Annotated in this window: 9 protein-coding genes; 2 read left to right on the top strand and 7 right to left on the bottom strand. The window is 71.4% G+C overall.

Annotation, left to right across the window (positions count from 1 at the left end):
- Window positions 1–5: 5 nt before the first annotated feature.
- The 5 genes from VMR86_11465 to speA are packed head-to-tail and all read right to left on the bottom strand — an operon-like array spanning window position 6 to window position 3,869.
- Complete coding sequence (locus VMR86_11465; GenBank protein HTO07658.1) at window positions 6–476, bottom strand: carboxymuconolactone decarboxylase family protein; 471 nt, start codon at window positions 474–476, stop codon at window positions 6–8.
- A 39-nt stretch (window positions 477–515) separates the two neighbouring features.
- Window positions 516–872: a hypothetical protein gene (locus VMR86_11470; GenBank protein HTO07659.1), complete on the bottom strand. Its 357-nt coding sequence runs from the start codon at window positions 870–872 to the stop codon at window positions 516–518.
- Entirely contained in the window at window positions 860–1,198 is a 339-nt protein-coding gene (locus tag VMR86_11475; protein ID HTO07660.1) for a hypothetical protein, read from the bottom strand. The genes VMR86_11470 and VMR86_11475 overlap by 13 nt, the downstream gene beginning before the upstream one ends.
- A complete protein-coding gene (locus VMR86_11480; GenBank protein HTO07661.1) occupies window positions 1,195–1,965 on the bottom strand; it encodes a 3-hydroxyacyl-CoA dehydrogenase in 771 nt (256 codons plus the stop codon). The genes VMR86_11475 and VMR86_11480 overlap by 4 nt, the downstream gene beginning before the upstream one ends.
- Before the next feature lie 2 nt (window positions 1,966–1,967).
- On the bottom strand, window positions 1,968–3,869 hold the full coding sequence (speA, locus tag VMR86_11485; GenBank protein ID HTO07662.1) for a biosynthetic arginine decarboxylase: 1,902 nt from the start codon (window positions 3,867–3,869) through the stop codon (window positions 1,968–1,970).
- A gap of 240 nt (window positions 3,870–4,109) precedes the next feature.
- On the opposite strand from speA, the gene VMR86_11490 reads away from it, so the two are divergent.
- Both VMR86_11490 and VMR86_11495 read left to right on the top strand, forming a co-directional pair.
- The gene (locus VMR86_11490) at window positions 4,110–5,381 is read left to right on the top strand and encodes a hypothetical protein (protein HTO07663.1); all 1,272 of its coding nucleotides are present in this window, start codon (window positions 4,110–4,112) and stop codon (window positions 5,379–5,381) included.
- Complete coding sequence (locus VMR86_11495) at window positions 5,381–7,390, top strand: thioredoxin domain-containing protein (protein HTO07664.1); 2,010 nt, start codon at window positions 5,381–5,383, stop codon at window positions 7,388–7,390. Before VMR86_11490 ends, VMR86_11495 begins: the two co-directional genes overlap by 1 nt.
- Here VMR86_11495 and VMR86_11500 read toward each other — a convergent pair.
- Together VMR86_11500 and VMR86_11505 are read right to left on the bottom strand one after the other, a co-directional pair.
- The gene (locus tag VMR86_11500; protein ID HTO07665.1) at window positions 7,376–10,648 is read right to left on the bottom strand and encodes a fused MFS/spermidine synthase; all 3,273 of its coding nucleotides are present in this window, start codon (window positions 10,646–10,648) and stop codon (window positions 7,376–7,378) included. The genes VMR86_11495 and VMR86_11500 overlap by 15 nt on opposite strands.
- A gap of 35 nt (window positions 10,649–10,683) precedes the next feature.
- Window positions 10,684–12,312, bottom strand: a 1,629-nt coding sequence (locus VMR86_11505) for a M3 family metallopeptidase (protein ID HTO07666.1), incomplete at its 5' end; no start/stop codon positions are given.

A 12,312-nucleotide genomic window follows, 5' to 3' on the forward strand; every position in this document is an offset into this window, starting at 1 on the left:
CCGACTCACACGGCCGCGGCGCGCGCGCGCGGGTGGTAGCTCCCGGCGGGCACGCGGAAGCCGATCATCAGCCGGTTCCAGGCGTTGATCGCCACGATCGCGAGCGTGAGGTCGAGGAGCTCCTCGTCGCTGAACTGCTTGCGCACCTCTTCGAAGACCTTGTCGGCCACGTGGCCCTCCTCGAGGCAGGTCACCGCCTCGGTCCACGCCAGCGCGGCGCGCTCGCGCGCGTCGTAGTACGGCGCCTCGCGCCAGGCATCGAGGCCGTAGAGCCGCTGCTCCGACTCACCTGCGGCGCGGGCATCCTTGCTGTGCATGTCGAGGCAATATGCACATCCGTTGATCTGCGAGGCGCGCATTTCCACAAGCCCGAGCAGCTTCGCGCCGAGCCCCGAGCCGTGAACCTGCGCCTGCAGGGTCAGGAGCGGCTGCACGCGCCTCATGCCGAGCTTCTGCCAGTCGATTCGAGCGTCCATGCCGCACAGCCCTGCATCGGCCGGGCCGAGGACGCCCGCTCAGCGACTCACTTCCTTCGCCGGCCCGCACACGGGGCCGCCGAGCTCCGCGAGCCGGCCCTTCGCCTGGGCACCGCCCGGGCTGTCCCCCGCGACGTGCGCCAGGTACTCGTACAGGCCCGCCGCCTCGCGCTTGCGGCCGTAGTGCTCGAGGATGACCGCCTTCGCGAAGTAGGCGTCGAGCTGCGCCTGGGGGTCGATCGGACCCGACGCGATCACGTGCTCGGCGAGCACCAGCGCGCCGGCCCAGTCACCGTCTTCGATGTGGCCGTGCACGCGGGCGACGTTCCCGCGCTGCGCGACGCCGGTTGCGCACGCCGTGAGGAGCAACACGCCCAACGCCGCTACGGAGCGCACGGCTCACCCAGGTCGACCAGCCGCCCGCGCGCCTGATAGGCCGCAGCACGGCCGGAGTGACTTCGGACGAGCAGGTGGTACAGCTCGATCGCCTCGCTCTTGCGCCCCAGGCCCTCGAGCGCCTGGCCGCGCAGGAGATAGAGCTCCTCCAGCGCGTCCGGGGTGCCCTCGTCGTCGTAGATGAACTCCTGGGTGGCCGACAACGCCTCGGCATAGCTCGCGTCGTTCAGCAGCTCCTGCGCGTGCATCGCGGCGCCGCGCTGGATGGTGGACGCGCAGGCCGCCAGCGCGAGACACAGCGCCGCCGCGGCGAGCTTCCGAATCATCCCTTCGGGGGCATGCGGATCGCGCCGTCGAGGCGGATCACTTCTCCGTTCAGCATGCCGTTCTCGATGATCGAGCGCGCCAGGTGCGCGTACTCGATCGGCCGCCCGAGGCGGCGCGGAAACGGGATGTTCGCAGCCAGCGCCTGGCGTGCGGGCTCCGGCAGGCCGGCCAGAAGCGGCGTGTCGAACAGGCCCGGGGCAATGGTCACCACGCGGATCCCGAGCGACGCCAGGTCGCGCGCGATCGGCAGGGTCATGCCCACCACGGCGCCCTTCGACGCGGAGTACGCGGCCTGGCCGATCTGGCCGTCGTAGGCGGCGACCGAGGCCGTATTCACGATCACGCCCCGCTCGCCGTCGGCGTCGGGGTCGTTCTTGCTCATGCGGTCCGCCTCGAAGCGGATCGCGTTGAAGGTGCCGATCACGTTCACCTCGAGCACCTTCATGAAGGGCTCGATCGGGTGCGGGCCTTCCTTGGTGACCGTGCGCTGCGCCCAGCCGATGCCGGCACAGTTCACCGCCATGCGGATCGGGCCGACCTCCTTCACCGCGCGGTCGACCGCGGCCTCGACCTCGGCGGCCTTGGTCACGTCGCACGGGCAGAAGATCGCGCCGCGGCCCAAGGTGCGCGCGACGTCTTCGCCCTTCGAGCGCGGCAGGTCGAGGATCGCCACGCGCGCGCCCGCGGCGAGCAGCTCGCGCACGGTCGCGCCGCCCAGGCCCGACGCGCCGCCGGTCACGACGGCCCCGGCGCCCTGGATCTGCACCTCTAGGTCTCCTGCTCGAGGTACGTGTAGCCGCTGATGCCCTGCTCGAAGCGGCGGCGCAGCAGCGCCGACTCTTCGATCGTGAGCCGCCCCTCGCGCATGGCCGTCTCGGCGGCCAGCCGCACGGCCTCCGAGAGCTGGCGGCGGTCGTAGCCGAGATACTGCACGACCTGCTCGACCGAGTCGCCCTCGACCACCTGCTCGACCGTGTAGCCGCCGTCCTCGTACACGCGCACGTGCGCGGCGTCGGTGTCGCCGAACAGGTTGTGCATCTCGCCGAGCGTCTCCTGGTAGGCACCCACCAGGAACACGCCCACGTAGTACGGGCGGCCGTTGGGCGGGTGCAGCTCGAGCACCGTCTTCACGTCGCGCAGGTCGATGAACTGGTTGACCTTGCCGTCGGAGTCACAGGTCAGGTCGGCGAACGTGCCGCGCCGCGACGGCGCCTCGTCGAGGCGGTGGATCGGCACGACCGGGAAGAGCTGCTTCATGGCCCACGAGTCGGGCAGTGACTGGAAGACCGAGAAGTTGCCGTAGTAGGTGTCGGCGAGCTGGCGCTCCAGGCGCTGCAGGTCTTCGGGCACGTACTCGAGGTCGCGCACGATGCGCATGATCTTCTCGCAGCAGGCCCAGAACAGCTCCTCCATGCGCGCGCGGGTCTGCAGGTCGAGGTAGCCGAGCGAGAAGGCGGTGGTCGCCTCCTCCTTGAGCTGCAGCGCGTCGTTGTAGGACTCGAGCACGTTGCGCGCCGTGATCGAGCTCCACACCTCGTGGAGCTGCTGGATGACCTTGGGGTCGGCCTCGGTGGGTGCGGTCGGCTGGGTCGCCGAGCGCACGCCGTCCACGCCCAGCACGTCGAAGATCAAGACCGATGCGTGCGACACGAGCGCGCGGCCGGCCTCGGTGACGATGTCGGGGTGCGGCACGCCCTTCTCGTCGCAGATGTCGCGGATCGCGGAGACGACGTCGTAGGCGTACTCCTGCGTGGTGTAGTTCATCGAGGAGTGGAAGTTGGTCTGCGAGCCGTCGTAGTCGATGCCCAGACCGCCGCCCACGTCCATGAGCCGCATGGGCGCGCCGAGCGCGTGCAGCTCCGTGAAGATGTGGCTGGCCTCGCGGAAGGCGTCTTTGTGCGAGCGGATCGCCGTGATCTGCGAGCCGTTGTGGAAGTGGAGCATCTCGAGGCAGTCGAGCATGTCGTCGTGCCGCAGCCGGTTCACGACCGAGACCAGCTCCTCGGCCGAGAGACCGAACTTCGAGCGGTCACCCGACGACTCGGCCCACTTGCCCGCGCCGCGCGCGGCCAGGCGCGCGCGCACGCCGATGTGCGGGCGGATGCCCAGCTCGCGGCTGGCCTTGATCAGCGTGTCGAGCTCGTTGGGCCGATCGATCACGATCACCACGTAGCGGCCGAGGCGCTGCGCGAGCAGCGCGAGCTCCATGTACGCGCGGTCCTTGTAGCCGTTGCAGATGATCAGCGCCTCGGGCGTGTTCAGGAGCGCCAGGCCGACCAGGAGCTCGGGCTTGGAGCCGACCTCGAGGCCCAGGTGGTAGGGGCGCCCGAAGTTCACGAGCTCCTCCACGACCTGCTTCTGCTGATTCACCTTGATCGGGTACACGCCGCGGTAGCGGCCCTTGTACTCGTAGTCACGGACCGCGCGCGAGAACGCTTCCGAGATGTGCCGCACGCGGCTCGCGAGAATGTCACTGAAGCGGATCACCAGTGGGGTGCGCAGGCCGCGGCCGCGCAGCTCCTCGACGACGGCGCGCAGGTTCACCGTCGCGGTTCCCGGTCCGTTGGGATGGACGAGCATGTCGCCTTCGGCACTGACTGAGAAGTAGTCGCCGCCCCAGTACGGAATCCCGTAGAGCTCGGCAGCTTCACGGACGGTCCAGGCACGCATCAATTTCGATCACTCCCAGTGAAATGCGGCGGTCGCGCGAACGCGCGAGTCGCGGCGCATGTTATCCCCGCTGCACATACAGGTCGAGCGGAACCGCGAAAAACTTGGGTCACTCGCGGCGCGGGGGGCGCGCTCGGGGACGAGCGAAGAGCGCAAAGCGCTGTTCACGGGCGCGGATCGTATCGCCGCGCCGCGCGCTGTCAAAGCCCCACGCGCGCTTTTCGATAGAATTCGAGCGAAATGTCGGATGAGTCGTTCGCGGTAGCGGTCATCGGCGGCGCCACGGCGGGGGCCGAGGCCGCCGACATCTTTGCCAAGCAGGGCATCCTCACCGTGGTGTTCGAGCAGAACGCCCGGCCCTACGGGAAGGTCGAGGACGGCCTCCCGCGCTGGCACGTCGGCCTGCGCGCGAAGGAGTACGCCACGATCGACCAGAAGCTCGGTCAGGCGCACGTCCACTTCGTGCCCAACACCCGAGTCGGTCGGGACGTGTCGCTGCGCGAGCTGTGCGAGGCCTGGGGCTTCCACACGGTGGTGCTGGCGAACGGCGCCTGGCGCGACCGGCCGCTCGCGGTGCCCGATGCCGAGAAGTACGTGGGCAAGGGCCTCGTGTACCAGAACCCATTCATTCAGTGGTTCAACCACCGACACGAAGCCGGGTATCAGGGACCGGTGTTCCAGGCACTCGACGACACGATCGTGGTGGGCGGCGGGCTCGCGTCGATCGACGTGGTGAAGGCGATCAACCTGGAGCTCGCCTCCGAGGCGCTGCGCAGCAAGGGCGCGCACGTCGAGCTGGAGGAGCTCGAGGTCGAGGGCATCCCGAAGGCGCTGGCCGCGCACGGCATGACCTGGGAAGGGCTGGGCTACAAGGGAGCCACGCTCTTCTACCGGCGCCGCGTCGAAGACATGCCGCTCGTGTCGATGCCCGACGACGCCAACGAGAAGACGCGGGCCAAGATCGAGAAGACGCGCGCGCACATGCTCGAGAAGGCGGTGTCGAAGTATCTCTTCCACGTGCGCCCGCTGCGCGCCCCGCTCGCGCTCCTGATCGAGAACGAGCGCGTGGTCGGCATGCGCTTCGCGGTCACCAAGCTGGAGGGCGGGAAGCTCGTCACCACCGCAGAGACCGAAGAGGTGCGCGGCGCGCAGGTGATCAGCTCGATCGGCTCCATTCCCGAGCCGCTCGAAGGCGTGCCGCAGAAGGGCGAGCTCTACGCCTACAGTGACTGGGACCTGGGCCGGCTGCCCGACTTTCCGACGCTGTTCTCGGCGGGCAACGTGGTCACCGGCAAGGGCAACATCGTCGACTCGCGGCGCCACGCGCGCCAGGTCGGCCAGTACGTGCGCGACGAGTATCTGGCGATCGCCCGGGAGGTGAAGACCCACGTCCCGCTCAGCGCCGACCAGCGCCAGAAGCTGCTCGCGCGCGTGAAGGCGCGGCAGGAGAGGATCGGCTACCGCGGCTACGGCGAGTGGATCCAGGCCGCGCGCCCGCCGGAATTCATCTGATGCCGAACAGGCTGGCCGGCGAGACCAGCGCCTACCTGCGCCAGCACGCGCACAACCCGGTGGACTGGTACCCGTGGGGCGACGAGGCCTGGGAGCGCGCGCGCCGCGAGAACAAGCCGGTGCTGGTGTCGATCGGCTACTCGTCGTGCCACTGGTGTCACGTGATGGAGCGCGAGTCGTTCGAGGACCCGAACGTGGCGCGCCTTTTGAGTGAGTCGCTGGTCGCCATCAAGGTCGACCGCGAGGAGCGCCCCGACGTGGACCAGATCTACATGGAGGCGGTGCAGCGCATGACCGGCTCCGGCGGCTGGCCGCTCAACATGTTCTGCACGCCCGACGGACGGCCGTTCATGGGCGGCACCTACTTCCCGCCACGCCGCATGCACAACCGGCCGAGCTTCGCCGAGGTGGTGCTGGCGGTGGCGCGTGCCTGGCGCGACCAGCGCGAGGAGGTCGACAAGGCGGCAGCCGAGGTGCTGGCTGCACTGGGCGCGCGGCCCGAGGTCACGGCGCCCGATCCGGTCGGCAAGGAGTCACTGTCGATCCTGGTGCGCCAGATGATGGCGCGCGCGGACCGCCGGCACGGGGGCTTCGGCGCGGCGCCGAAGTTCCCCACCGCCACCAACCTCGAGGCGGTGCTGGCCGCGGCGCACCTGGGCGTGGCGCGCGGCGACGCGCGCGAGCATCTGGTGTTCTCGCTCGAGCAGATGGCGCGCGGCGGCATCTTCGATCAGCTGGGCGGCGGCTTCCACCGCTACTCGACCGACGAGCGCTGGCTCGTGCCGCACTTCGAGAAGATGCTCTACGACAACGGGCAGCTCCTGCGCGTGTACGCCGAGGCCTACCGGCAGACCGGCGACGAGAAGCTGCGCTGGCCGGTCGAGGAGACCGTGAGCTGGCTCGAGCGCGAGATGCGCGACCCGGCCGGCGGCTTCTACGCGAGTCAGGACGCCGACAGCGAGGGCGAGGAGGGGCGCTTCTTCGTCTGGAGCCCCGAGGAGATCCGCGCGGTGCTCGGGAGCGAGCTCGGCGACGAGTTCTGCGCGGCCTACGGGGTCGAGCCGGGTGGGAATTTCGAGCACTCGGGGAAGAGCGTGCTGTCGCACGGCCTCGCGGGGGACCGGCCGCGCTTCGCCGAGGCGCGCGCCCGGCTGTTCGCGGCGCGCAGCGCGCGCGTGGCGCCCGCGACGGACAAGAAGAACGTGTGCTCGTGGATCGGCTACGCGATCTCGGGGCTCGCGCTCGCGGGGTCCAGCTTCGCCCGGCCCGAGTGGGTCGGCGCCGCGGCGCGCGCGGCCGACTTCGCGCTCAGCCGGCTGTCGGACGGCGGGCGCGGCCTCTTGCGCATCTACGAGGCGGGTGAGGCCAAGATCCCCGCCTTCCTCGACGATCACGCGGCGCTCTTGTGCGCGCTGCTCGACCTGTCTCGCGCGGGCGGGGGCGACCGGTACCTGGAGGCTGCGGCGGTCGTGGCCGACGAGCTGCGGGCGCGCTTCTTCGATCCGCGCACGCGCGAGCTGTTCTTCACGCCGGGCGGCGATGCCACGCTGGTGATGCGCCTGTCGAGTGACTCCGACGGGGCGACGCCTGCGGCCTCGGGCCTCGCGGTGCTGGGTCTGGTGCGGCTCGGCTCACTCAGCGGGCGGTCGGACTTCAGCGAGATCGCCGAGGCGGTGCTCGAGCGCGAGGGCCCGGTCGCCTCGCGCGCGCCTTTGTATCTGCCGACGCTGACGCGCGCCGCCGCCCTGCGCGAGGCCGAGCCCGGCGTGGCGATCGTGCTCGGCGCGGCCGCCGACCCGCGCACGCAGGCGCTGGCCGCGCGCGCCCGGACGCTGCTCGGTCCCGAGGACGCCGTGGTCGTGGTGACTCCCGGCGCGCGGCCCGCCTGGCTCGCGCCGGAATGGCTGGCAGGCCGCGAGCCGAGAAACGGCGCGCCGACCGCCTACCTGTGCCGCGGCCGGGTGTGCTCCTTGCCCGCGAACGAGCCTTCGGAGCTATTCCTGCCGTAGTGCCCGGATGAAGGGCCGGAACCAGGTGCGGCCGGGCTCCTGCGGGAAGTCGTCCATGAAGCGCAGTGTCTCGGCGCGGAGCTCGGGGCTGTGCTGCGCGGCCAGCGCCTGCAGGCGCAGGGCTCGCAGCGGCGGACGGTTCCACAGCGAGTTCTGCTTCGCGAGCAGGTCGGCGGTGGCGAGACAGCCGGCGTAGTCACCCGACAGGTACTGCGCGTGCGCGAGCGCCGTGCCCGCCAGCTCGTCCCACGGGTTCTTGTCGTAGAGCTTGTGCAGGATGTCGCTGGCCTGCGGCGCGCGCGGCGCCACGCTCGCCAGGAGCTCGAGCAGCGGCTCGCGCAGCGCGTAGTCGGACTTGCGCGGGCGCAGCGAGGCGAGCGCAGTGCCGACCGCCTCGATCACTCCCTGCGCGCCCTGCGGCGAGCGCGGGTCGGTGAGCTGCGCGCCCAGCAGCGCGTACTGCGGCTCGAGCGTCGCGTCGCTCTTGAGCGCGCCGGTCAGCAGCGCCGCCGCGGTCTGTGCGTCGCCCAGCGCAGCGCTGACCCGCGCCAGCTCGAGCGCGATCGGGCGGCTGTCGGGGAAGCGCTTGCGGCCCTCCTCGAGCACCGCGCGCGCCTGGGCCGGATCGTCGGCCAGCGCCCGGGCACGCAGCAGGAAGGCCTCGTCGCGGTCGACGTTCCGGATCAGGTCGAGCTCGGGGCCGGCCTCGGCGCCGCGGAAGCGCACGGCGGCCAGGCGCAGCGGCGTGTCGTCGGGCGGCGCGGTCGTGAGCACGGGCCAGAGCGTCGCCCGCGCCGCGCGCACGCGGCGCACGTCGTCGAGCAGCGCGTCGATGCCGGTCGGCTGGTAGCGGTTGCGCGAGGCGCGTGACTCGAGCCGCGGCAGCTTGTCGTGCAGTGTCTCGGCGCCCGCGAGCAGCGGCGTGAGCTCGTCCTTGTGCAAGAGGAAGCGCGCGAACAGGTCGTCGGGCGAGCGCGCGTACAGCACGGGCTCGAGGTCTTTGGCGAGGCCGGGGTTGACCGCGACGCGCCGCGTGACCAGGTTGCGGTCGTACACCAGCGGCCGCTGGGAGCCGAGCAGCAACAGGTCGTCGGGGCTCGACCACCAGAGGTCCACGTGCTCGAACGACTGCACGAAGGTCTGGATCATGGCGCGCACCATCCAGTCGCTCGACGAGTAGGTCTGCACCCACTGCAGGTACACGCCGCCGGGCGCGAGCCGCGCGCGCGCGTTGGCGTAGTGCTCGGCGGTGAACAGGTTCGCGACGCCGGAAATGAACGGGTTGGTCGGCTCGGAGATGATCACGTCGTAGCTGTCGGGGCTGGCCAGCAGGTGGGTGCGGCCGTCTTCGTAGATCACGCGCACGTTGTCGCGCCGGAACACGCCGTGGTTCTCGCCGTCGAAGTGGCGCGAGGCGGCCTCGACCATGGCCGGCTCGATCTCGACCACGTCGACGCGCTCGACCCCGGCGAACTCGGCGGCGACGCGCGCCGTGACTCCCGAGCCCGCGCCGATCACCAGCACGCGGCCGATCTTCTCGGCCGAGATCATGGGCACCGCCGCGACCAGGATCTGGCTCGGCATGTCGGACGGCGTCGACGCGTCGGCCTTGCCGCCGATCATGAGGGCCTTGGTGGTGCCCGACTGTCTCACGGTGACCAGCGCGTTCAGCCCTTCGCGCGCGTAGACCTGGCTGACTCCGCCCAGCACCAGGGTGTCGGCGAGCTCTCCCGGTCCGCGCGGCAGCTGGTTGCGGATGCGCATGGGGTCGAGGTCGAGCCGGCGCATGTCCCAGCCGGGCAGCGCCAGCGCCACGAGCAAGAGCCCCCCCACCGGCAGCGCGATGCCGATGGCGCGCGCGCGGCTCCAGCCGCCGTAGCGCGCCGCGACGGCGCAGATCCCGCCGGCCGCCAGCGCGGAGCCGAGCGCGCACAGCCGCACCACGCCCTGACTCCCGAGCCAGGGCACGAGGGCGAAGCTGCCGGCGAGTGACCCGAGGATGGCGCCCGCGGTGTTCGCGAGGTACACGCGCCCCACGCTGCGCCCCGCCCGCTCGGCCGAGGCGGTCGCGAGCTGGACCGAGAGCGGGAACGCCACGCCCATGCTGAGCGTGGCCGGCAGCACCACCAGCGCCGACACGCCGAACAGCACCGACAGGAGCTGCTCGTAGGAGAGCGCGCGCGGCTGGACGATCAGGAAGAACAGCGCCGGCAGACGGTCGAAGCCGAGCAGGAAGACGCACGACGACGCGGCCAGCACCAGCAGCGCCAGCGCCAGCGGCAGGAGTGGCGCGCGCTCGTCCGCGGGCTCGCGCGCGACCCCGAGACTCCCGAGCCCGATGCCGAGCAGCGTCGCCGCCAGAACGATCGTGAAGCCGTGCGCCGTGGCGCCGAAGCCCGCGCCCAGCGCGCGCGTCCAGGCGACCTCGAGCGCGAGCGCGATCGCGCCCACGGCAAAGGTGGCCGCCAGCGCGGCTCGCAGTCGCCACAGCCGCGCGACCGGTGACTCGAGCGGAGTGACTCCGGCCAGCTCCGCCGGCTCGTCCTCGCCCGCGTCGGCCTCGATCGCCGGCGCGAAGCGCCGGCCCAGCGCGAACACCAGCCCCGCGAGCGCCAGGTTCACCACGCCCGTGAAGCGGCTCGTCGCGTCCATCCCCAGTGACTGCACGAGCAACAGCCCCGCGAGCACCGAGCCCGCCATGCCGCCCAAGGTGTTCAGTCCGTACAGCACACCGACCGCCGACTGCGTGTCGTCGCGCGCGCGCACCAGGGCGCGCGACAGCACCGGCAGCGTGGCGCCCATCAGCACCGTGGGCGGGAGCAACGCCAACAGCCCGAGGACGGCCTTGGTGAACACGCCCCCGCGCCCGCCCAGCGCCACGAACCCCCACTCGATGCCGTCGAGCACGAACGGCGCGAGCAGCCCGTACACGCCGATGCCCGCTTCGAGCGCCGCGTAGCGCCGCGCCGGTGAGCCCGCGCGATCCGCCAGCCGCCCGAAGCGCCACGCGCCGAGCCCCATGCCCGCCATGTAGGCCGCCAGCACGACCCCGATCGAGTACTGGGTCGAGCCGAACGACAGCTCGAGCCGCCGCGACCAGGTCACCTCGTACACGAGCCCCGTCGCACCAGAGACGAAGAAGCACGCCGCGGCGAACACCCACAGCGCCCAGCGAGTCACCGGCTCGGGCGCGAGCGGCGGCGCGAGCCCCATGTCGGGCACTGGCGCGCCCGGCGTCCGCCGGCGACGTTTGCTCACGCTGGACTCCTGGCCCTCTGGAATTTCATGCGCGGCTAGGCGGCCCGCAATCCGTAGTGGCGCAGCAGGGCGTCCGTCTTCGGCTCGCGCCCGCGGAAGTCCTTGAACACCTCCATCGCCGGCGCGCTGCCGCCCAGGCCCAGCACCGTGTCACGGTATCTGCGGCCGGTGACTCGCAGGGCGGCGGGGTTCTCGAGTCCGGCTTCCTCGAAGGCCGCGAAGGCGTCGGCCGAGAGCACCTCGGCCCACTTGTACGAGTAGTAGCCGGCCGCATAGCCGCCCGCGAAGATGTGGCCGAAGCTGCACAGGAAGCGGTCCTCGGGCAGCGGCGCCAGCACCGTCGCCAGCTTGGCCACGCGCTGCTGCACGTCGAACGGAGTGACTCGCCCGCCCGGGTCGTAGCCGTCGTGCAGGTCGAGGTCGAGCAGCGAGAAGAACAGCTGGCGCAACATGTCGGAGCCGGCGCGGTAGGTGCGCGCGGCGCACAGCTTCTCGAACAGCGCGTCGGGCAGGGCCTGGCCGGTCTCGAAGTGTCTCGCGAAGCCGAGCAACGTCTCGCGGTGGTAGCACCAGTTCTCCATGAACTGGCTCGGCAGCTCGACGGCGTCCCACTCCACGTTGCGGATGCCCGAGGCCAGCCCGTAGTCCACCCGCGTCAGCATGTGCTGCAGCCCGTGGCCGAACTCGTGGAACAGGGTCTGCACCTCGTCGAAGCTCATGAGCGACGGCCGGTCGCCGACGGGCGGGGTCTGGTTGCAGACCAGGTACGCCACCGGCAGGCGCGTGCCTCCGCCGAAGACGCGCGTGCGGCCGACACACTCGTCCATCCACGCGCCGCCGCGCTTCTCGGCGGGCCGCGAGTACGGGTCGAGATAGAACGCGGCGAGCGGCGCGCCCGACTCGTCGCTCACGCGGAAGAAGCGCACGTCGGGGTTCCAGATCGGCGCCTCGCCGTCGGCCGCGCGGATCGTGACTCCGAACAGCCGTTCAGCCAGCCCGAACAGACCCGAGAGCACCGCGGGCAGCGGGAAGTACGGACGCAGCTCCTCCTCGGAGTAGGCATACTTCGCCTCGCGCTGACGCTCGGCCCAGTACGCGACGTCCCAGTGCATGAGCTCGCGCGTCTCGCCCTGGGCGCGCGCGAAGGCGCGCAGCTCGGCCAGCTCGCGCTCGGCCGCGGCGTAGGAGACCTTGCGCAGCTCCTCGAGCAGCTTGCGCACCGCCGCCACGTCGGGCGCCATCTTCGAGGCCAGGGACAGCTCGGCGTAGCTCGCGAAGCCGAGCAGCTTGGCCTCTTCGAGGCGCAGCGCCAGGATCTTCGAGATGAGTCCCGTGTTGTCACTCGCGCCGGAGCTCGCGCGCGCGAGGTTGGCGCGGTAGAGCTGCTCGCGCAGCTCGCGGCGCTTCAGGTGCTGCAGCGCCGGCACGAGCACGGGCAGGTCGAGCGTGAGTCGCCACGGTCCGGCCTCGGCCGAAGCACTCGGCTCACCCGCCGCGCGCGCCGACTGCGCCGCCACCTCGAGCGCGCTCTCGGGCAGGCCCTCGACCTCGGCCTTCTCGCGCAGCACGAGCGCGAACGCCTTGGTCGCGTCGAGCACGTGGTTCGAGAACGCGGTCTGGTGCTCGGCGAGCTCGGTCGCGATCGCCTGGAAGCGCTCGCGCGC

Source organism: Myxococcota bacterium, assembly GCA_035498015.1.
Lineage (GTDB): Bacteria > Myxococcota_A > UBA9160 > SZUA-336 > SZUA-336 > VGRW01.